This window comes from Actinomycetota bacterium (genome assembly GCA_012837825.1).
Classification (GTDB): Bacteria; Actinomycetota; Humimicrobiia; order Humimicrobiales; family Humimicrobiaceae; genus Humimicrobium.
Genome location: DUQM01000029.1, coordinates 1 through 22526, shown reverse-complemented (window position 1 = coordinate 22526; position 22526 = coordinate 1). Strand labels below are relative to the sequence as shown.

Below are 22526 nucleotides of genomic sequence, written 5' to 3'. Positions count from 1 at the left end.
TGTATGCCTGAAAGTAATATTGTCAAGGACTCTGTAAAAAAACATGGGAGGAAAAGAGAAAATCTCATGGCTGTTTTACAGGAAGTTGTAAAGCAGGAAAGCTTTCTTTCAGAAGAAAGACTGATAGAAATTGCAAAAGAATTTGACCTGTCTTCAGCGGAAGTATACGGAGTAGCGACCTTTTATTCATTTTTGCCTGTAAAAACCATGGGTGAAAATGTTATAAAAGTCTGTCGGACAATTGTCTGCGACATGAAAGGCAAGGATGCTGTTCTGGATGCCATAAAGGACAAACTGAATATAGTGCCGGGACAGACCAGTGCTGACGGAAAGTTTAGTCTGATGGCTGTAAACTGCATTGGGCAGTGCAGCGATGCGCCTGCAATGCTAATTAATGATAAGCCGTATGTAAACCTGACATATGAAAATGTTGTAAAAATAATTGATGAATACCAATCATAAAAAGTTTGAGACAAGGAGATTCTGAATGGTAATTGACATAAAAGAAAAAGAAAACAGGGTAAACTCCCACAAAAAAAGAGTCAATCTCATTTTCAAGGATCATGATATTGACAAAATGATAGAAAAAGTATTAAAAACCGATTCCGAAAAGATAATCGATGAAATTAAAGATTCCGGCTTGAGAGGGAGGGGAGGCGCAGGCTTTCCTACATGGATAAAGTTTAAAAGTGCAAAAGAAGCAAAAAGCGATATAAAATATGTTGTATGCAATGCTGACGAAGGTGAACCCGGGACTTTCAAAGACAAGGAAATAATTGAAAAAAAAGCAGAGAAAGTACTGGCAGGCATGATGGCGGTTGCAAAAACTATCGGTGCCAGAGAGGGAATAATATATCTGAGAGCGGAATATAATTATCTTGTCGATGATCTGCAGAAAAAAATTGATGTTTTTAACCAAAAATTAAACGAAAAAGCTTTTGATTTTTCTGTATGTATCAGATCCGGAAGCGGGGCTTATGTATGCGGTGAAGAAACCGCTCTTCTCGAGTCTCTTGAAGGTAAAAGAGGAGAAGCAAGAAATAAACCTCCTTACCCTGCTCAGGAAGGATACCTGGGAAAACCAACAGTTATAAATAATGTCGAAACTCTTGTCTATGTCGCACTTATTCTGCTTGAGGGAGCAGATTGTTTCAAAAAACTCGGTACGATGGATTCAAAGGGAGCCAAGGTTTTCAGCATATCGGGTGATACAGATATTCCCGGAATATATGAGATTGAAATGGGTATGACGCTTAAAGAGTTTATAGAATTATTCGGAGACAAGGATACCAAAGCCGTTCAGGTAGGAGGAGCTTCAGGGTTTTGTGTTCCAAGAAGTAAATTTGAGGATACAATAATAGGTTTTGAAGGTGTTCCGACCGGCGGCTCCATGATGCTGTTTTCAGATAAAAGATCCATGTATAACATACTGCATAATTATCTTGAGTTTTTTGTCGAAGAATCATGTGGGCAATGCACACCCTGTAGAGTCGGATGCCAGCAGTTGCTCAGGGGTATTGAAAGCATCAAAACAAAAGGGAAACCCAAAAAATATATTGATGAGCTTCTTGAGCTTGCCAGGAATATGAAGATAACTTCAAAATGCGGGCTTGGTCAGTCAGTGTGTAATCCTTTTATCTCAATAGTTGAAAATTTCAGAGAAGAAATAGTTTATTAATATAAGGAGGTAAAATGCCAGAGATGGTCAATTTAAAAATAAATGATATCAGCGTAAGCATTGAAGCAGGATCCACTATTCTTGATGCTGCAAAAAAAATTAATATAAAGATTCCTACGCTATGTCATCATGAAGATCTTTGTATAGCGGGAAACTGCAGGGTATGCGTTGTTGAGCAGAAAGGCGTAGACGCTCTCAAGGCTTCCTGTGCGACTCCTGCAGAAAATAACATGGAAATTTATACTAATACAAGCAAGGTAAGGGAAGCAAGAAAAGCCATAATCGGACTTTTATTGTCAGAACATAATAATGACTGCCTCCACTGCTATAAAAATGGTAATTGTGAATTACAGAGTATGGCAAAAGATTATCTCGTAGATTCTGATAAATATATAAGCGTGCTTAAAAGTTATGAAATTGACAGGTCTTCCCCGTCAATAATCAAGGATGACAGTAAATGTATCAGATGTCAGCGATGCGTAAGGACATGTACTGAATTACAGGATGTAAATGCGCTTGCCGTTTCAGGAAAAGGTTCTGAAATGAAGATATCTACTTTTATGGAAAAGCCGATGGATTATGTAGTTTGTACAAATTGTGGACAGTGTGTCACTCATTGCCCGACAGGGGCTCTTGTTGAAAAAAATTATCTGGATGAAGTATGGGAAGCTTTAAATGATCCTTCAAAACATGTAGTCGTGCAGACGGCTCCTGCTGTAAGAGTAGGTCTTGGTGAAGCCATGGGGCTTGATGCCGGCAAAAGCTACACAGGCAAAATGGTGACAGCTCTTAAAATGCTTGGATTTGACGCAGTCTTTGATACAAACTTCTCCGCAGACCTTACTATCCTTGAAGAAGGTACAGAGCTTCTGACAAGACTGAAAGATAAGATTGAAAACGGAAAGGATGTAGCTCTTCCTCAGTTTACCTCTTGTTCTCCGGGATGGATAAAATATATAGAGCATGAATTTCCGGATATTCTTGATTATCTTTCAACATGCAAGTCACCACAGCAAATGCTTGGCCCGCTTGCAAAGACTTATTATGCAAAAAACATGAAAATAGATCCCAAAAATATTATTGTGGTTTCCATCATGCCGTGTACTGCCAAGAAGTTTGAAGCAAACAGACCTGAAATGTATTCAAGCGGATACAAAGATGTTGATTATGTCATAACAACCAGGGAATTCGGAAGAATGATCCAGCAGGCTGGAATTGATTTTGAATCGCTTAAAGATTCAGAATGTGACAGCATTCTTGGAAAACATACTGGTGCAGGTGTCATATTCGGTGCCACAGGCGGTGTAATGGAAGCTGCTATCAGAACGGCATATGAAATAGTCACAGGAAGGGAAGTGCCTTTCAGCAATCTTGAAGTTACTCCTGTAAGAGGTCTGGAAGGAGTCAAGGAAGCAGCAATAAAAATTGAAGGCGCTAAAGCGGAATGGAAGTTTCTTGAAAATGTTGAATTAAAAGTTGCTGTTGCTCACGGACTTGCAAATGCAAGGCCGCTTGCTGCCCAGGTGCAGGACGGTAAATCACCTTACCATTTTATTGAAATAATGGCATGCCCCGGCGGTTGTATTGCGGGTGGCGGACAGCCGATGCCTGTAAATAATAATATAAGAAAGAAAAGAACGGAAGCAATATATGGCGAAGACGAGTCTATGCAGCTCAGGAAATCGCATGAAAACCCGGAAGTAAAAAGGATATATGAAGATTTTCTTGAGAAACCACTTGGACATAAATCACATGAATTGCTTCATACAACTTATACAAAAAGAAAAAAATATTAGTTTTTAACTGAATTTGCTTAAACCTGAGGTAAGGATATTTCTGAGCTTAGGGGGATCAGCAGATAATATATAATCAATATATAATCCCCTGAACCCAAAATTCCTTTTCGGCCTTTATTTTAAGATAGCGGTCAAAAATTCCTCAGAAAACTATTAATAAATATAAATTAATTAATACAAGTAAATATAACAGGTAAATATAAATAATTCATTACAAAATTATCAGTTGGTTTATTTCATTCTGGAGGGAGGGGGTGACTGAAATGGAAGAAAAAAGATTAGGTTTTATTGGAATAATAGTCGAAGAAAGAAAAACATCTGCAGCCAAAATAAATCATATACTTTCTGAATTCGGAGACCTGATTATTGGCAGAATGGGAATTCCCGGAAGCGATAAAAAAGTCAATGTTATCAGCCTGATTGTAAAAGCCAATACTGATGAAATTGGTGCTATGACAGGAAAAATAGGTCTGCTTAAAGGCGTAAAAGTCAAATCATCTTTAAGTAAAATAGCCTGAACCAAGCTTATTAATGAAAAATATTTTATAAAATTATTTGTTCCGGAGGTAAAAATTGAAAAAATCGGTTATATTATTAAGCCTTATGACAATTGCGGTTGCTTTCCTTTTGATTTTTACAGGCTGTTTTTCTGCAGTGACATCTGAAAATGCCGGTGAATCCGTGCAAGCTTCAGCAGAGTCCGGAAACGCAGGCAATGACAACAGGATAAACATCGGAGCCTTGAGAGGCCCAAGTTCCATAGGTATGGTCGGTCTTATTGAAAGCAATAAAGATGTTAAAGACAGCATGTTCTCTTATGAAATCATTGCTTCACCGGATATAATGGTTACCAGGATTCTTTCCGGTGAAACCGATATAGCGGTTCTTCCCACAAATGTTGCGGCAAAACTTTACAATAAGGGAGCAGAAATCAGAATGGCAGCAATAGTAGGAGGCGGAGTTCTTTATCTTGTTTCAAATAAAAAGCTTGAAATAAACAGATCTGACTGGGATGCCTTAAAAGGGCAAAAGGTTTATCTGATTGCAAAAGGCTCTACCCCTGACATCGCATTCAGATATCTTGCAGAAAGCAACGGTCTGAATATTGCCAAAGATATTACAGCAGATTATTCATTTGATCAGATTGAACTTACACAGATGATGATTGCCGGTAATGCAGATCTGGGTATATTGCCGGAACCATTTGTAACAAACAGCCTGAAATCAAACAAAGATCTGGAAATAATCATGGATATACAGGAAGAATGGGGAAAAGTCAGCAAACAGCATATCCTGCCTCAGACCTGTCTTGTCATAAGTAAAGAACTTATTGATAATGATTCTTCTGCTATTGATGAATTTATTAGTGAATACAGTAAATCCATTGACTGGGCAAATAATAATCCAAAAGATGCAGGAAAACTGGCAGAAGGATTTGAAATAGGCATAAAGGAAGCTATTGCGGAAGAAGTGATTCCAAGATGCAACCTTATGTTTGAATCAGGAGATAATGCAAAAAGCATTACAGAAGATTATCTGGAAATTTTAAACCAATTTTCCCCTGATGATATAGGAGGAAAAATCCCGGGTGAAGAATTTTATTATGTTAAATAAAAGGTTTTTTAAAAAAGATATAATTCTGTTCATACTTTCATTTATAGTAATTATTTTTGTATGGAAAATAATATCACTGGTTATGGGCTCAGAGATATTAATGCCTTCTCCTGAAAAAACTTTTGCAGGGCTTATTAAAATAATGACCCGGAACGGGTTTTTGAGCTCTGTTATTCACTCGATATCAAGAGGAATTCTGGGATTTTTAATTTCTTTTTTTGCCGGTATGGTTTTTGGAGTTGCTGCAGGATTTAACAAGGTATTATTTAAAATGATGGAACCGCCAATGGCAATAATCAAATCAATTCCTTTAATGTCAATAATACTTGTTGCCCTTATATGGTTTGATTCAGGAAATGTACCCGTATTTGCAGGTTTTCTTGTTTCTTTTCCTATTGTTTACACAAATGTATCAGAGGGAATAAAGAACGTTGATAAAAAAATAATTGAAATGGCAAAATCATACAGGATTAAAAAAATAAGGTTTTTAACAGAAATATATATTCCGGCAATTTCACCGTTTATTTTTTCGGCAGCAATATCATCAATGGGCATAGGATGGAAAGCAGTTATTGCGGCAGAAGTACTCAGCAACCCCATAAAAGCGATCGGAACTGATATGCAGTTAAGCAGGATTTACCTTCAGACTGACAGAGTCATAGCCTGGACAGTAATAGCAGTGATAATAAGTTTCATTTTTGAAACAATACTGAGAGCTGTCCAGAAAAAAATAATAAGATGGAAGATGTAAATTGTATATAGAAGTAAGAAAATTAACAAAAAAATTCAACGGTCTTACCGTTTTCAGGGATTTTGACATAAAAATCCCTGAAAACAAGATTACTGCTGTCATCGGTGAATCAGGATGCGGAAAGACAACATTGCTTAACATCTTAAGCGGCATCCATGATGCAGACAAAGGAGTTTTTAAAAATCTTGCCGGTAAAACTGTTTCTTACATCTTTCAGGAACCAAGACTGCTGGAATGGAAAACAGTGAAAGGTAATATCGAATTTGTTCTCAAGGATATTTATTCTCCCCGGGAAAGAAAAATAATTACAGAGAAGTACATGGTTCTTGTAGGACTTGACAGATTTTCGGATTATTATCCATATCAGTTAAGCGGGGGAATGGCACAGAGAGTAGCTATAGCAAGGGCGTTTGCTTTTCCCTCAGACATTCTTTTAATGGATGAACCTTTCAAACAATTGGATGTAAAGCTGAAAAAGGATATGCATAATTTCTTTTTGGAATTATGGCATACTGACAAAAGGACAGTTGTATTTGTCACTCATGAGATCGAAGAAGCTGTAACCCTGGGAGACGAAATTTTTGTTCTTAAAGGTCTTCCGGCAGAAATAATCAAAAACATAAAAATACCGGAAGACAAATTTACAAGGCATTCTGATAAAAACAAGATTGCTGATATAAAGAATATGCTTTCAGATCTTATGACCGTATAAATATATAACATATATATGAATCAATGAAAATTATAAAATAATTAAAAATATGGGGAATGAATAGGGTTGGAAATACCGGTGGAACATGCCATTTAAATGCCTCAATGATATATAATGCTTTAAAAAAATTGACTTAAAGAAGATTGATATTCTTTTTATTGAGAAGAAAAAATAAAAAATTTTAAAGATATTCGATAATTAAAACAAAGAAATCAGGAGATTACTGATCGGTTTCAGCAGCTTCTTTTAAATCTCCGACATCAATGAATATAAGAGTTCCAAGCATGGAAACATTATTAAAATCAAAAGATCTTGAAGATGACATCACAAGCTCAGTAGAATCAAGGTTGTCGGTATCCAGTAGTGAAATGGTAAATCCTGTAACCAGTCCGTCTTTTATATCCATTTTAGGCATTTCAAACCAGGGTATGCTTGCTTCAATAGTATATCCTCCCGATCCTTTATTTGCCGAAATTACGGCATTTTTTAAAGAAGAATTTGAAGGCCATCTTACAAAACTCTCAGGTCTGCTGCCATTATTATCTCCGGGTGAAAATTCTATCTGATAATCGTCTCCGTTAAGGAAGGGGATATTGAAATCCTGTTCCAGTTCAGCATCAAAAACAAGCACAACGCTGTCCCCATTGTTTATCAGGTTTCCCGTAAATGGCTGGTTTACTACATCATCTGTTACTTTTATAAAAAAATAAAAGTTATCTTCATCCCAGCAAGAAGAAAACACGCCGGAAATATCCGAAGCATTTATATAGTTTTCCTTTTTAATTGTAGGATTAAAACTTGTAAATTTTTCATACAATTCCCAGTCGTCAAGATTGCTGTCAATAACCGGAGGCGCATAGCACTTATAAGAAAAAACAGGATTTGCATTCTGTGTTCTGTAAGTGGCTTCTGACAATATGTCATTTTTTTTCTTTTCTATATCTACATTAGTCTGTGTTGTCGATTCAGTTACCTGTTTATTTCTAAACTCTACGGAAAAAGCTATTTTTTCACTTACATATAAAGGTTTGCCTTTAACGTCCAGTATTCTGGCATATATGATGAAATTGTCCGAAGAAGAAGGTGACCAGTTGAAATCAAGGGAATCTTTATCAAGCGTTTTTATAAGTTTGTCATTGACATATACCTCAATACTGCAATCTACATCCTCAATATTTTTCGATTTTATATTTATAGGGACCGTTTCATTATTGCTGACCAGTTCAAATTTCTGTTCTTTGGAAGGAGATTCAAAATAAAGACTATAATTATCAGACTTTTCCGTGATAATCTCAGATTTTCCTGAAAAGAAATCAAGCGGCAGAATGTTTATTACAGTAAAAAAAATTATTGCAGCAATGCCCAGTATTACGACAATCGTTATTATTGGGAATCTGTCCAGAAAAAATGTTTTATTTTTTTTAATCAGCTTTTTTTTGCTAGTCATATTTTATCCACACCGGGAAATCAAATTATTCAGCATCCTGTTGTTTTTTTCTTTCTTCAATTATAATCTCTGCAAGGTTATGAGGCAATTCATCATAATGTGAAAATTTCTGCCTGAATATGCCCCGTCCCTGTGTCATAGATTTTAAATCAACAGCATAATTGAATGTTTCTGACTGGGGAACAGAAGCTTTAATCAGCTGATTGTTTTTTTCAGCAGAGATACTTATTATTTTTCCTCTTTTGGAATTTATGTCACCTATGATATCGCCCATGTATTCCTCCGGTACCGAAATTTCCAGTTCCATTATAGGTTCAAGTATTATCGGTGAAGCATCGGCTACTCCTTTTTTAAATGCCATGGAAGCAGCAATCTTAAATGCCATTTCTGAAGAATCTACAGTATGAAATGAACCGTCATAAAGATTGACATGAACATCTACAACAGGAAAACCCCCCAGTATACCTGAAAGAAGTGCTTCCTTGACGCCTTTTTCGACACCGGGAATATAGCCTTTGGGAATTGCTCCTCCAAAAATAGTGTCTTCGAACTTGAAACCTTCTCCTTTTGGAAGTGGTTTTATTTCTATCAGAACATGCCCGTACTGACCACGGCCGCCTGACTGTTTTTTATATTTATACTCTGCTTTTGCATCTTTCTTTAATGTTTCCTAATATGCAACTTTTGGAGTTTCCAGATTGACATCTATATCGAATTTTTCCTTCAGCTTGTCTTTCACGATAGCCAGGTGAAGCTCTCCCATTCCCCATACTATATTTTGCTTGACTTCAAGATTATTTTCGGTTCTTATCGTAGGATCTTCTTCAATCAGCCTTGCCAGACCGCTGTTTATCTTTTCCTCGTCACCTTTTGCAACAGGAATTATGGCTTTTGGGAAAATTGGTTCAGGATATATGATTTTTTCAAGTTCTATCGTTTTGTCAGTATTGCAAATAGTATCATCTGTCTGAATTTCTGTTATTTTTGCTACTGCAACAATATCCCCACAGCCTGCATCTGTTATCTCATACTGGTTTTTCCCATGTATTTTCAGCAGATTTGAGAACTTGTAACTGCTTTTTGAACCCGATACGAAATAATTGTTATTTGGCTTCATTGTACCCGAGAATATCCTGAAAACAGACAGTTTTCCTATATATGGATCTGCCATTGTTTTAAAAACATAAGCGCATAAAGCAGAATTGTCGCTGACAGGTATTGCTATTTCATTTCCACTGCTTATTTCCCTGGCTTTGATTTCCTTATAATCCAGCGGGGAGGGAAATAATGTATTTATATAATCCATAAGTATGTCAATACCTATATTTTTTGAAGCGGAGATTGAAAAAACGGGTATTAAAGCTTTTTCAAATACTGCTTTTTTTAAAACCTCGGATAATTTTTCGGGATCTATCTCTTCGCCGTCAAGATATTTCTCGAGAAGCTCTTCATCATTTTCAACAATGCTTTCAACCAGTTCATTATAGCGGCTCTCAACCTCTCCGATTATATCGGGAGCTACTTCGGTCCTGGTTCCCGTCTTTGAATCCTGTTTGTAAACGTAGGATGATTTGTTAAGTATATCAATGACTGAATTAAACTTCTCTCCTTCACCTACCGGTAGGGTAAATGGAACCAGGGGAGTAGAAAAATTTTTCTTTATATTTTCAATTGCAGCAAGATAATCAATATTTTCCTGATCCATCTTATTCATTATGCAGAAAACAGGAGTATTTTTTTTCTCAATTTCTTCAATTATTTTCTCCGTGACAGCCTGGATGCTTGCTTTTGGATCAAAAAGAAGCATTGCGCCGTCAATTACTTTGATTGCTTCCATTGTCTGGCCAATAAAATCAAGATACCCCGGGCAATCTATTATATTAATACTATGATTTTTCCATTGATAATTTAAGATGCTTGAATTGATGCTGAAACCTCTTTTGGTTTCAAGAGGGCTGAAATCCGAAGCAGTATTCTTAGCTTCAATCTTTCCCATTCTGTCGATAGTTCCAGAATTAAATAACATACACTCTGCCAAAGTAGTTTTTCCTGTATTGTTGCAGGAAACTATTCCAACAATTCTTTTATTTTCTGAATTAATACTGCTCATTAAATCCTCCCGGTAAGAAGTAAAATAAAATTTTTAAAATATGTTTAAAAAATAATCCAAAAAAACAAAAAGAATATTACCATAAAAAGAAATAAGTGTAAAAATATAGAAATTTAAAATTACAGATTGCCATAGAATAATAGGAAATCCGAGTATTAATTATAAAAAAGGATATTAATTATATAAAACATTTTATGTTATGATAATTTGCAGTTTTTTTGTAAAATATGTTTAGAATAAAATATTTAGAAAGGATTATATATGGGAATATTGGGTGGAATAATAATTCTGATTGCGGTTATAGTAATTATACTGATTATTCTTATAGGGCTTTATAATTCAATTGTTTCTCTGCGCAACAAAGTAGACAATGCATGGTTTCAGATAGATGTTCAGCTTAGAAAAAGATATGATTTGATTCCAAATCTTGTAGAGACTGTTAAAGGTTATGCAGCACATGAAAAAGAGACTCTGGAGAATGTAATAGCGGCAAGACAGCAGGGACTGAATGCCGATACTGTCAAAGACCATAATAAGGCAGAAAATATGATTACCGGCACTTTGAAAAGCCTGTTTGCTGTAGCAGAAAATTATCCTAATCTTAAAGCCGATCAGCATTTTTCGAAGTTAATGGAAGAACTTCAGGGGATTGAAAGCAATATTGCATTTGCAAGGCAGTTTTATAATGACATGGTTATGCAGTTCAATACAAAAATACAGACTTTTCCGGGAAATCTTTTTGCCGGCATGTTTAATTTCAAATCAAAAGATTATTTTGTTGTGGAAGAAAGTGCTGCCAGAGAGCCTGTAAAGGTTAATTTTACGGATGAAAAATAATGTATCAGCAAATAGCAGCCAATAAAGCAAAGTCTGCTTTGGCTATAATAATTTTTATTGTTTTTATTGCGCTTGTCGGATTTCTTATAGGATACTTTCTGGACAGCAGATACCAGACTGGAGGAAGCTATTATTCTGTATTTATTCTTATAATAGCTTTTGTCGTATCATTTATAAGTAGTTTTGCCGCATATTTTTATAGCGATAAAATAGTATTGCAGCTAACTAATGCCAGACCTGTCAGCAGAGAAGATGACACCAGAATCTATTATATGGCAGAAGGGCTTGCAATAGCTGCAGGAATTCCGAAACCGAAGATATATATTATTGAAGAAGCCGGCATGAACGCTTTTGCAACCGGAAGGAATCCCAATAACAGCGTAATTGCCCTGACGCGTGGTTTGATTGATAATTTAAATGATGAGGAGCTTAAAGGCGTGATGTCTCATGAGATATCACACATAAAAAACTATGATATATTGCTTGGCACTATTCTTGTTGTGTTTGTCGGCATGTTATCGCTTATCAGCAATATATTGCTGAGAAATTTTTTCTTTGGCGGCTCAAGAAGAAGATCTGATTCCAGAAACGGGGCAGCAGGAGGAATACTTGCACCTGTTCTGTTTGCAGCCGGTATAATACTTGTATTGCTATCGCCTTTAATAGGTACGATAATAAGGCTTGCTGTCAGCAGGAGCAGAGAGTATCTTGCAGACAGCAACGGCGCTCTGATATCAAGATATCCCGCCGGTCTTGCCAATGCATTAAGAAAAATATCTGCAAACAGCAAGGTAGAGGGAGCAGGCAATGCTGTTGCCCATCTTTTTATATCGGATCCGGTAAAAAAGGAAGAAAGATCTTTGTTTGCAAATTTATTCAGCACCCATCCGCCTATAGAAGAAAGAATAAAAAGACTTGATTTGATGTCTCTGGGAGTTGGAATTAAACATAATTAAATAGGAGGAAACAAGTAATGGAGAAAGGAACTCTAAAAGTAAAGACAGGGCTTGCAGATATGCTCAAGGGCGGAGTGATTATGGACGTTACCACTGTTGAGCAGGCTAAAATTGCAGAAGAAGCAGGAGCGGTTTCAGTTATGGCTCTTGAGAGAATACCTGCTGATATCAGAGCGGCAGGCGGAGTTGCCAGAATGACAGACCCTGAAATAATTATAAAAATAATGGATGCCGTAACAATACCTGTAATGGCAAAATGCAGAATAGGTCATTTTACCGAAGCACAGATTCTTGAATCCATAGGAATCGATTATATAGATGAGAGCGAAGTACTGACGCCTGCTGATGAAAAATATCATGTGAACAAATGGGACTTCAAAGTTCCGTTCTTATGCGGAGCAACAAATCTTGCTGAAGCATTAAGAAGGATAGGTGAAGGTGCGGCAATGATAAGAACAAAAGGAGAACCAGGTACAGGTAATGTGGTAGAGGCAGTAAGACACATGAGAACAATAAAAGACGATATTGGAAGAATATCGGCAATGCCCAGGGAAGAAATGATGACCGTATCCAAAGAACTCGGCGCTCCATATGAATTAATAATGTATGTAAAGGAAAACGGCAAACTGCCCGTTGTTAATTTCTCTGCCGGAGGTATTGCAACTCCTGCTGATGCGGCAATGATAATGCAGCTGGGTGCTGACGGGATTTTTGTTGGTTCAGGAATTTTCAAGTCCGAAAACCCTTTAAAGATGGCAAAAGCAATAGTAGATGCCGTTACTCATTTTAATAATCCTGAATTGCTTGCTAAAGTGTCCACAGGGCTTGGAAACCCGATGAGCGGCCTGGAAATATCTAAAATCCCAAAAGAAGAACTGTTGGCTCAAAGAGGATGGTAATTATCCATCAGGTAAAGATATTAAAAAATGGAAAAAGACAATCATCAGTATTGGGCCTGAATTTGATATTCTTTCAAAAATTAATGATAATGTTATTTTAATAAGACAGAAAAACATTATTCGTAAGCTTTTTCCACCCTGAACTGCAGGAAGATTTAAAGACTCATGAATATTTTTAGATATGGTTTTAAATAAATAAAAAGGGAGCAGAATATGTCTGGACATTCAAAATGGCACTCGATTAAACATAAAAAGGCAAAAGAAGATGCAAAGAAAGGGAATATCTTCGGCAAACTTGCAAGAATGATATCGATTGCTGCAAGAGAAGGCGGCAGCGGTGATCCTAATAATAATAATGCCCTTGCAAATGCTCTTGCAAAAGCAAAAGAGTATAACCTTCCTCAGGATAATATTGAAAGGGCAATAAAAAAAGGCACCGGGGAAATGGAAGGTGTAAAATTTGAGAGAATTACCTATGAAGGTTACGGACCCGGAGGAATTGCCGTAATGGTTGATGTAACAACGGAAAACAAGAACAGAACTGCTGCAGACATAAGAAGCATATTCAGTAGAAACAACGGTAGTCTGGGTGAGTCGGGATGCGTGGCCTGGATGTTTGACAAAAAAGGCATAATAACTGTCAGCAAGGATTCAGTTAATGATTATGATGAATTTATGCTGACAGCCATAGACAGCGGAGCCGAAGATATTGAAGAAACCGACGAGTCATATGAAATCGCAGTCGAACCTTCAGAAGTGAGCAATGTAAAGGAAAAATTAATTGCAAATAAAATAGATGTAAAATTCACCGATGTTCTTCTTATACCGCAATCAACATTAAAACTATCAAAAGATGAAACTGAAAAAGCGCTAAGAATAATAAACGCTCTGGATGATTATGATGATGTTGAAAATGTATATACTAATCTTGAAATTGAAGATGAAATGGCTGACGAAATCAGTTAATGTATAAAGAAGATGGATTTAAAAAACAAAAGGATCCTGGGAATAGATCCCGGACTTGAAACAACAGGGGTAAGCGTCATAGACATTTCTGATTCGTCTTCTTACAAAATTATTTTTTGTGATTGTATTATTACGTCAAAAAATAAAAAAATCCCGCAAAGATTATCAGAGATATACGAGGGTATTAGCGAGGTTATTCAAAAATGCGAACCATCCTGTCTTGCGATTGAAGAACTTTTTTTTGCTGCCAATGCCAAAACTGCCATGAATGTAGGGCAGGCAAGAGGAACTGTATTGCTGGCGGCATTTTTAAATAATATGGAAATATATGAATATACTCCTCTTGAAGTCAAGCAGGCAATTACAGGTTATGGAAGAGCAAGCAAGGAACAGATAAAGTACATGATAAAGGTAATTCTGAAAATAAAAGAAAACAGCTTTGTTCCAAAAAAGGATGATGCCTGGGACAGCCTGGCAATCGCAGTCTGTCATGCAAACAGCAGCAATTTCTATAAAAAAATTAAAAAAGCATTTTAATCAGATGATTTCAAAAATAAAAGGTAATTTAATATCTAAAAATCCTGCCAGGATTTTGATTGAAACTTTCGGTATCGGTTTTGAAATACTTATTTCAGCAAAAACGTATGAAAAATTGCCTGATATAGGGAGTGAAATATGCATTGATACGTATATGCATGTAAGGGAAGACGCAGTTACGCTGATAGGATTTAACAGCATTGAAGAAAAAGAGGTATTCCTTAAGCTGTCATCTGTTTCGGGAGTGTCTGTCAAAATTGCCTTAAGCGCTTTATCAATATATAATACAGAAGAAATTTCAAGACTGATTGAATCAAAACAGTCTGAGATGCTAAAAAGAGTCCCGGGAATAGGGAAAAAATTATCTGAAAGGATAATTCTTGAACTACGTGGAAAATTCAGGGAAAGCACCATTCCTTATAATGTATTTGGTGAAACAGGTTCTGATAAAATAGAGGAAATCAGGGAAGTCTTAAAAACGCTTGGTTATTCCGGTAGTGAAATAGCAAAAGCAATTTCAAAAATAAATGCAGAGGCTGTAAAGGAAAAAAACATAGAGGATATTTTAAAAGAAGTCCTTAGGGAGGTTTAAAATAAGCATTAATGAAAAGGTGTCCTCAGAAAAAAAAGATGTTTCGGGGGAGCTTGATGCAAAAGTAAAAGTAGAAGATTTTGAACTTGATAAAAGTCTCAGGCCAAAACAGATATCTGAATTCATCGGTCAGGAAAAGATTATAGAAAATCTGAGGATATTTATAGATTCTGCCAGAAAAAGAAGCGAACCTCTCGATCATGTCCTTCTTTCAGGTCCTCCGGGACTAGGTAAAACATGTCTTGCGGAAATAATCGCAAATGAAATCGGTGTTAGCTTTAAGATAACTTCTGGTCCAGCCATTGAAAGGGCTGGTGATCTTGCCGCAATACTTACAAATCTTGAACAGTTCGACGTTCTTTTTATTGATGAGATTCACAGGCTCAGCAGAACTGTTGAGGAAATCCTTTATCCCGCAATGGAAGATTACAAACTGGATATAATTATCGGCAAGGGTCCGTCTGCAAAATCCATAAGAATTGATATTGCGCCTTTTACCATAATCGGGGCGACTACAAGAACAGGTCTTCTTGCCTCTCCCTTAAGAGACAGGTTTGGTGTAAATCTGAGACTTGATTACTATAAGGTACCGGATCTGATCAGGATAATAACAAGATCTTCCAGAATACTGGGATTAAAAATATCTGATGACGGAGCGCATTCTATTGCCAAAAGATCAAGAGGAACTCCAAGAATTGCGAACAGACTGCTAAAGAGAGTAAGGGATCATGCTATTGCATATGGCAGCGGCAATATCGATCTTGATATTGCTGAAAGAGCGCTTGAAAAAATGGATATAGATCCTCTCGGTCTTGATATAATCGATAAAAAAATACTGGACACAATCATAAATAAATTTAATGGCGGACCTGTAGGAGTTGGAACAATTGCCATCTCCATAGGGGAAGAAGTTAATACTATTGAAGATGTATATGAACCCTACCTTCTGCAGATAGGCTTTATAAAAAGAACTTCAAAAGGAAGAGTCGCAACAGACAGAAGCTTCAAACATCTTGGTGTTAAAAAACCACTTGAAAACAAAACATTATTTTAAGCCTGCATGGATATTGATCTTTTTAACTACAATCTTCCAAATGAACTTATTGCCCAAAGTCCTCTGAGTGAGCGGGAAAAAGCAAGGATGCTTGTTCTTGATAAAAATACCGGAAAAACAAAACATGATTATTTTTATAATATAATCGACTATTTAAAAGCAGGCGATGTGCTTGTAATCAATGATTCCAAAGTAATGAAATGCAGGCTGTTTGGAGAAAAAGAGAAAACATCAGCCGGTATAGAGTGTTTTATACTAAAAAAGATATCAGACAAAAAAGCACTTGTGCTTCTCAAACCTTTTAAAAGGCTTTCCCGGGAAACAAAAGTATTCTTAAGCAGGGAAAATAATGTGTTTTTTATAGTAGAAAAAAAAATGGAAGACGGCAGGGCTCTGGCAGGTTTTAATAAAAATGTTTCTGATATCATATCTTCCTACGGAGTTATGCCGCTGCCTCCCTATATAAGAAACCGGGAGTTTGATGAAAATTTTTACCAGACTATTTATGCAAAAAGCGAAGGTTCTACTGCCGCGCCGACTGCAGGGCTGCATTTTACAAAAAAAATTTTAAGGCAATTAAAGAAAAATGAAATAATGATTGCAAGAGTCAGATTAAATATCGGTCTTGATACTTTCAAGCCTGTAAAGGAAAAAGACATAGAAAATCACAAGATACATTCTGAAGAGTTTTCCATAACGGCAGCAAATGTAAGAAAAATAGAGCATTCGATAAAAAAAGGAGGCAAAGTTGTTGCGGTAGGAACAACGACCGTGAGAGTTCTTGAAACCATTATGAGCAGGTTCGGAAGATTGAAAGCTTATAAGGGAAATACTGATCTTTTTATATATCCCGGATATGATTTTAAGATAGTCGATAAAATAATAACTAATTTTCACTTACCAAAATCAACACTTATTGCTATGATCAGTGCATTTGCCGGGCGAGAAAGCCTAATGAACGCATACGAAGAAGCAATAAGAGAAAAATACAGATTTTACAGTCTCGGGGACTGTATGTTAATTCAGTGATGATGAATAATTATTTTGAGGTATTAAAAAAAGATGCCGGAAGTTATGCAAGAATCGGCAGAATAAATAGTCCGAGAGGGATAATTGAAACCCCGGTTTTCATGCCTGTCGGAACGAAAGCCTCGGTAAAAGCAGTTCTTAAGGAGCAGCTTGATGATATGGGCTGTATGATAATTCTTTCAAATCTGTATCATATCTATCTTTCTCCGGGCATAGAAATAATTAAAAAAGCCGGTGGGATTCATAAGTTTTCTTCATGGAGCAGGAGTATTCTTACTGACAGCGGAGGCTTTCAGGTTTTCAGCTTAAGCGATATAAGGAAGATTAAAGATGACGGAGTTGAATTCAAATCAATAATTGATGGTTCCAGCCATTTTTTTACACCTGAGAAAGTAATAAAAATGCAGCTGGATATAGGCTCAGATATAATGATGGTTCTGGACGAATGCAGTATTTTCAATGCCGATGAAAGAGTTGTAGCCGAAGCTGCCGGAAGGACTTTGAAATGGGCAAGGCAATCTATCAAAGCTTATAATATTTTTAGGAATAATGATAATTCCAGGATTTTCGGTATAGTTCAGGGCGGATTTAACAGGAATTTAAGAAAGTATTGTGCACAGTCTGTATCTGAAATGGATTTTGACGGAATTGCCCTGGGAGGACTCAGTGTGGGGGAAAGCAGGGATATCACTACTGAAATGATGGGCTACACCTCCCAGTTCACCGACAGGAGAAAACCTTTATATGTTATGGGGCTCGGAGACCCTGTCGGTATATTAAACGGAATAAATTTCGGAGTTGACATGTTTGACTGCGTGCTGCCTACGAGGATTTCAAGAAATGGCAGCGCTTTTACCAAATACGGAAAAATAAATATTAAAAATAAAAAATATAGTGATGACTTTTATCCAATTGAAGAGGACTGTAACTGTTATTCGTGCAGAAATTATTCCAAAGCGTATATAAAGCATCTTCACAAGAATAAAGAAATAGTTTCCAGCATATTGCTTTCAATACATAATATAAATTTTCTTTTTGAACTTATAAAAAATGCCAAAGCTGCAATTTCACAAAATAATTATACAAAGTTTAAAAATGATTTTATCAGCAAATACGGATCATAGCTTTCAAAATACCGCTTATTTGAAATTAATGTTTGCAAATTTCTGAAAAATGTTAATAATTAAGTAGTTATATTTCTGAAGCTTAAAGATTAGTAAATATAAATCAGTAAATATAAAATTGAAAATTAAAAACTAAAAACAAGGTGAAAGTAATGAGGAATAGTAAATCAATTAAAACCATAATTGCAATTGTAATCATTTCCATGGTTTTTATTTTGTCAATCCTTGCAACCGGCTGTTTTCCCATGGCCGGAGACGGCAGCACTACTGTAGCGACAAATGCTGACGGTACCCCTGTTAAGCAGACATGGCTGGCAAAATACGGTACATGGATATGGCTGGTTGTTCTTGTAGTTGCTTTTTACTTCCTTCTGATAAGACCGCAGAGACAAAGATCAAAAACACAGCAGGATTTATTGGGAAATCTTCAAAGAGGAGATGAGATAGTAACTGTCGGAGGCATCTTTGGAAAAATCAAGGATGTGGGAGGAGACTCTATAATAATAACAATATCCAGCGGAGTAGATATAAAGATCTCCAAAAGCGCGATTGCCCGAAAAATAGTGGCAGACGTTACAGCATCTTCCGGTTCATTAAAGAAATAAGAAATAAAAAGAAATAAAAAGAAATAAGAAATAAAAAACTTTCTATAATTTGGTAAAACTGAAAATAAAATAATGAGGCGCAACAAGCTTAATATAGTAACGGTAGTGATATTTGTAATTCTTATGGGGTTGTGTGTCTGGAGCATAATTAAAAATCCCATAAAACTCGGTCTGGATCTTCAGGGAGGAACACAGGTTATATTAAAGCCTGCCGGAACAACCGATAAGACATCACAGGAAAATGAAGAACAGCAGACAGCTGCTTCAGGTGTTGATTCTGCTGCAATAGATAAGGCGATGCTGATAATCCTTAACAGAATAGATAAACTGGGGATTTCCGAGCCTCTTGTTACAAAAGATTATTCAAACAATATAGTAATACAGCTTCCGGGAGTAGAAGATCCTGAAAGAGCAGTTGAAGTCATAGGGAAAACGGCTCAGCTGGAATTCAGGATACTTGAAGGAGTTGACAATGATGGCAATGCACAGTTAGGTCCGGTTTTACTTACAGGAGACAAGCTATCGGGTGCAAATGCCGGTTATGACAACAGCGGCAAGGTTGTTGTCCAATTCAGCTTTAATGCTGAAGGAGCCAAGCTTTTTGAAAAAATAACATCCGAAAACATCGGAAACCCGCTTGCCATAGTTCTTGATGGTGAAATAAAATCGGCGCCTGTTATTCGTGCAGTGATTTCAAGTGACGGCGTAATTGAAAATATCGGCAGTCTGGAAGAAGCAAAAGACATCGCCCTGGTTCTGCAGACCGGTGCTCTTCCGGTTAATCTGGAAGTACAGGAATCAGGATTTATAGGTCCCACGCTGGGAAGGGATTCTCTTTTACAGAGCCTGATTGCAGGAACAATAGGTCTTGCCCTGGTTGCGATTTTTATGATTGCAGTTTACAGAGGGTTTGGTGCGATATCGATAATAGGTCTTATTTTTTATGTTATATTTTTCTGGGGTATTCTTTCCGCCCTTAAAACTCCTCTGACATTACCCGGAATAGCCGGTGCAATACTGACAATAGGAATGGCTGTTGATGCAAATGTGCTAATATTTGCAAGGACAAGGGAAGAAATCCTTAAAGGAAAAAGCAAGCAGATTTCTTTGCGTGAAGGTTTTAAGAATGCACTAAAAGCGATAATTGACTCCAATATAACCACTCTGATAACTGCTGCTGCTCTTTACAGATTTGGAACAGGCCCCATCAGGGGATTTTCTGTTACTCTTGCAATCGGTGTTGTTCTGAGCATGATAACAGGCCTTATCCTTGTGAGGGCAATACTGTTTTTAATAATAAATTCCAGAGTTGTTTCTTTAGGTTTTATCGGCGTAAAAATGCCTCAGCAGACTTTAAAGGAAATGCCTCAGAAGACCCTAAAGGAGAAGTAATTGGCAAAACCTGTTATTGAAAACCAAATAAATACAGATAAGACATACAGATTTGATTTTATTGGAAAAGGAAAAATATTTTATATTATTTCCCTGATAATAATCATAACCGGAATTGTATTTTATTTTGTAAGAGGCTTTAATTTCGGAATAGATTTTCTTGGCGGAAATCTTATGGAGATAAAATTCAAGCAGGATACAACTGTCTCGGAAGTAAGAAAAGTAATGGAAGAGACAGGATACGGTAAATCAATATTGCAGAATACCGCCCCTGATCAGTACATTGTCAGAACTGTTCCCATTAATGAAGATGAAAAGAACAGGATACTTGACGAACTTGATGCAAAAATAGGCATAGAAAGGCCTCTGGCTCAGGACAGGGAAGTAGCTCCGGGGTTTTCAAAGCAGATAACGAAATATGCCCTGATTGCGGTTGCAATAAGCCTTGCAGGAATCCTTATTTATGTATGGATACGGTTTGAAGTGAGGTTTGCTGTTTCCGCTATTCTTAAACTCATGCATGACTTAATGATAATGTTAAGCATTTATATAATCACATACAGGGAATTCAATGTTACCACCATAGCAGTAATGCTTACTGTTCTGGGCTATTCAGTAAATGATACAATAATCATATTTGACAGAGTCAGGGAAGAGCTCAGATTCAACAAACGCGACAGATTTTTTGACATTGTCAATTATTCTATCAACAAAATTTTTGTAAGAAGCATGAGCGCTATTATTACGACTTTATTCCCGATTATAGCATTGCTTATTCTGGGTAATCCTACTTTACAGGATTTTGCTTTCGGACTTTTTATAGGCATACTGTCCGGAACTTATTCTTCAATGTTTATCGGCAGTCCTTTGCTTGTTGCATGGAACAACAAATTCCCAAAATATAAAAAATAAAATGACCGGTATATCAGAGCACTGGAAACAGATAAGCAGCAGGCCGGTTCCAGAAAATATTCAAAAATCAATCAGACTTTCAGGATATTCAGAAGCATTTCTCAGAATCTTAATTAACCGTAATCTTGACAGTGAAGATAAAATACTTAAATTTCTAAAAAAAATAAGTCCCTCAGATCTGCATGATCCTTTTTTAATCCCGCAGATTAAAATAGCAGCTGAAAGAATAAAAAAAGCTATTAAGCATAAAGAAAAAATAGTTATTTTTGGCGATTATGATGCTGATGGAATAATAAGCTCCCATATAGTTTCAGGATTTTTAAGAAAATCAGGGCTGGAAGTGAATGTGCATATTCCTGACAGAATTGAAGAAGGTTATGATATAAGCGTAGAATTTTTAAAAAAGACCAAAAAAGAAAAACCTGATGCCGGTCTTATCATATGTGTTGACTGCGGTACAAACAGTTCGGAAGTCATACGTTTTGTAAATGAAAATTCACAATATCCTGACATTATTGCCGCTGATCATCATATTATGAATAATGATAGTTATGATACATATAAGGAATTTTGTAAAAAAAGAAAATCAGAAACATACAGATATATAATTGTAAATCCTCATCTTAAAAATTCCGGATATCCCTTTAAGGATTTAAGCGGTGCTGCAGTTTCATTCAAATTGATAAATGCCGTGCTGCTCATGATGGATAAAACATTTAAGCGAAATTTTAGCAAGGATTATCTGACTTCCTTTATGGATATGATTGCAATATCCACAGTCACTGACCTGATGCCTCTGATAGATGAAAACAGACTTATTGTAAAATGGGGTCTGAAAATCCTTGAAAAAACCGGAAACAAAGGTCTTAAGATGTTGCTGGCAAACGTTTTGCCTGATAAAAAAGAGTATTCCGTCTACGATATCGGGTTTGTCATCGGTCCAAGACTCAATGCTTCGGGAAGAATTGAAAATGCAATGGACAGCTTTGAGCTAATAAATAATAAATACTGCATGCATGATAAAATAATTGAAAAGATTAACGCTTCAAATAACAGAAGAAAAAAAATGCAGGAAAATGCGCTTAAAAAAATATTTAATGAAAAGAAATCTGATTTTGAAGAGATTAGAAGAAATAAAAAGATATTTATTGAAAAATCAACTGAATGGCATGAAGGACTGATAGGGCTTATGGCGTCTGAACTTGTAAAGAAGCTTCACATACCTGTTATCCTGTTTAAAGAAGAAAAAAACTGCCTCAGAGGTTCGGGACGAAGCATTGAAGGGTTTGACCTTTTCGGGCATTTAAATGAAGTGAAACATGTATTTGAAAAATTTGGCGGACATAAAATGGCATGTGGAATTACCATCGGCTCAAAAAATGATGATAGCGGCGATATTGAAGCTCTGTATCATGCCTTTAAGAAAAAAATGGAAGATATTGCAGTAAAGAATATAAACGATCTTCAGATACAGAAAAAATTCAGATACGATTGTGAAATCAGTTTTGCGGATAT

The 22526-nt window shown here is 36.3% G+C and carries 23 protein-coding genes; 20 read left to right on the top strand and 3 right to left on the bottom strand.

Features of this window, described 5'->3' with window-relative positions:
• Window positions 1-3: 3 nt before the first annotated feature.
• The 7 genes from GXZ93_02525 (at window position 4) to GXZ93_02495 (ending at window position 6551) form a co-directional block, all read left to right on the top strand.
• On the top strand, window positions 4-462 hold the full coding sequence (locus GXZ93_02525) for an NAD(P)H-dependent oxidoreductase subunit E (GenBank protein HHT78661.1): 459 nt from the start codon (window positions 4-6) through the stop codon (window positions 460-462).
• A 25-nt stretch (window positions 463-487) separates the two neighbouring features.
• Window positions 488-1678, top strand: coding sequence for an NADH-quinone oxidoreductase subunit E (locus GXZ93_02520; protein HHT78660.1), 1191 nt, complete (start codon window positions 488-490; stop codon window positions 1676-1678).
• A 14-nt stretch (window positions 1679-1692) separates the two neighbouring features.
• Window positions 1693-3474, top strand: a complete 1782-nt coding sequence (locus tag GXZ93_02515) for a 2Fe-2S iron-sulfur cluster binding domain-containing protein (protein HHT78659.1) — start codon at window positions 1693-1695, stop codon at window positions 3472-3474.
• A 263-nt stretch (window positions 3475-3737) separates the two neighbouring features.
• Window positions 3738-3992, top strand: coding sequence for a CopG family transcriptional regulator (locus GXZ93_02510; GenBank protein HHT78658.1), 255 nt, complete (start codon window positions 3738-3740; stop codon window positions 3990-3992).
• Between the two features lie 55 nt (window positions 3993-4047).
• Entirely contained in the window at window positions 4048-5088 is a 1041-nt protein-coding gene (locus GXZ93_02505; protein ID HHT78657.1) for an ABC transporter substrate-binding protein, read from the top strand.
• Entirely contained in the window at window positions 5063-5839 is a 777-nt protein-coding gene (locus GXZ93_02500; protein ID HHT78656.1) for an ABC transporter permease subunit, read from the top strand. Before GXZ93_02505 ends, GXZ93_02500 begins: the two co-directional genes overlap by 26 nt.
• Window position 5840: 1 nt before the next feature.
• Entirely contained in the window at window positions 5841-6551 is a 711-nt protein-coding gene (locus GXZ93_02495) for an ABC transporter ATP-binding protein (protein HHT78655.1), read from the top strand.
• A 220-nt stretch (window positions 6552-6771) separates the two neighbouring features.
• Here GXZ93_02495 and GXZ93_02490 read toward each other — a convergent pair whose 3' ends face one another.
• The 3 genes from GXZ93_02490 to GXZ93_02480 form a co-directional block, all read right to left on the bottom strand.
• A complete protein-coding gene (locus GXZ93_02490) occupies window positions 6772-7998 on the bottom strand; it encodes a hypothetical protein (protein ID HHT78654.1) in 1227 nt (408 codons plus the stop codon).
• A 25-nt stretch (window positions 7999-8023) separates the two neighbouring features.
• Window positions 8024-8383: a hypothetical protein gene (locus GXZ93_02485; protein ID HHT78653.1), complete on the bottom strand. Its 360-nt coding sequence runs from the start codon at window positions 8381-8383 to the stop codon at window positions 8024-8026.
• 285 nt (window positions 8384-8668) lie between these two features.
• Complete coding sequence (locus GXZ93_02480; GenBank protein ID HHT78652.1) at window positions 8669-10108, bottom strand: GTP-binding protein; 1440 nt, start codon at window positions 10106-10108, stop codon at window positions 8669-8671.
• 267 nt (window positions 10109-10375) lie between these two features.
• Here GXZ93_02480 and GXZ93_02475 point away from each other — a divergent pair, with 267 nt between their 5' ends.
• The 13 genes from GXZ93_02475 to GXZ93_02415 all read left to right on the top strand — a co-directional run.
• Window positions 10376-10945 carry a LemA family protein gene (locus GXZ93_02475; protein ID HHT78651.1) on the top strand — a complete coding sequence of 190 codons (570 nt, stop codon included), beginning with the start codon at window positions 10376-10378 and terminating at the stop codon, window positions 10943-10945.
• On the top strand, window positions 10945-11901 hold the full coding sequence (locus GXZ93_02470; GenBank protein ID HHT78650.1) for a M48 family metallopeptidase: 957 nt from the start codon (window positions 10945-10947) through the stop codon (window positions 11899-11901). Before GXZ93_02475 ends, GXZ93_02470 begins: the two co-directional genes overlap by 1 nt.
• Window positions 11902-11918: 17 nt before the next feature.
• A complete protein-coding gene (pdxS, locus tag GXZ93_02465; GenBank protein HHT78649.1) occupies window positions 11919-12800 on the top strand; it encodes a pyridoxal 5'-phosphate synthase lyase subunit PdxS in 882 nt (293 codons plus the stop codon).
• A 213-nt stretch (window positions 12801-13013) separates the two neighbouring features.
• The gene (locus GXZ93_02460) at window positions 13014-13766 is read left to right on the top strand and encodes a YebC/PmpR family DNA-binding transcriptional regulator (protein ID HHT78648.1); all 753 of its coding nucleotides are present in this window, start codon (window positions 13014-13016) and stop codon (window positions 13764-13766) included.
• A 12-nt stretch (window positions 13767-13778) separates the two neighbouring features.
• Complete coding sequence (gene ruvC / locus GXZ93_02455; protein HHT78647.1) at window positions 13779-14303, top strand: crossover junction endodeoxyribonuclease RuvC; 525 nt, start codon at window positions 13779-13781, stop codon at window positions 14301-14303.
• A gap of 4 nt (window positions 14304-14307) precedes the next feature.
• A complete protein-coding gene (ruvA, locus tag GXZ93_02450; protein HHT78646.1) occupies window positions 14308-14895 on the top strand; it encodes a Holliday junction branch migration protein RuvA in 588 nt (195 codons plus the stop codon).
• Between the two features lie 19 nt (window positions 14896-14914).
• Entirely contained in the window at window positions 14915-15949 is a 1035-nt protein-coding gene (gene ruvB / locus GXZ93_02445; GenBank protein HHT78645.1) for a Holliday junction branch migration DNA helicase RuvB, read from the top strand.
• A gap of 6 nt (window positions 15950-15955) precedes the next feature.
• Entirely contained in the window at window positions 15956-16978 is a 1023-nt protein-coding gene (queA, locus tag GXZ93_02440; protein ID HHT78644.1) for a tRNA preQ1(34) S-adenosylmethionine ribosyltransferase-isomerase QueA, read from the top strand.
• A 2-nt stretch (window positions 16979-16980) separates the two neighbouring features.
• Window positions 16981-18102: a tRNA guanosine(34) transglycosylase Tgt gene (gene tgt / locus GXZ93_02435; protein ID HHT78643.1), complete on the top strand. Its 1122-nt coding sequence runs from the start codon at window positions 16981-16983 to the stop codon at window positions 18100-18102.
• Window positions 18103-18347: 245 nt separating this feature from the next.
• On the top strand, window positions 18348-18707 hold the full coding sequence (gene yajC / locus GXZ93_02430) for a preprotein translocase subunit YajC (GenBank protein HHT78642.1): 360 nt from the start codon (window positions 18348-18350) through the stop codon (window positions 18705-18707).
• 72 nt (window positions 18708-18779) lie between these two features.
• Window positions 18780-20099: a protein translocase subunit SecD gene (gene secD, locus GXZ93_02425; GenBank protein ID HHT78641.1), complete on the top strand. Its 1320-nt coding sequence runs from the start codon at window positions 18780-18782 to the stop codon at window positions 20097-20099.
• The gene (gene secF / locus GXZ93_02420) at window positions 20100-21011 is read left to right on the top strand and encodes a protein translocase subunit SecF (protein HHT78640.1); all 912 of its coding nucleotides are present in this window, start codon (window positions 20100-20102) and stop codon (window positions 21009-21011) included.
• A gap of 1 nt (window position 21012) precedes the next feature.
• Window positions 21013-22526: hypothetical protein (locus tag GXZ93_02415; protein HHT78639.1), on the top strand; the 1514-nt coding region annotated here is incomplete at its 3' end.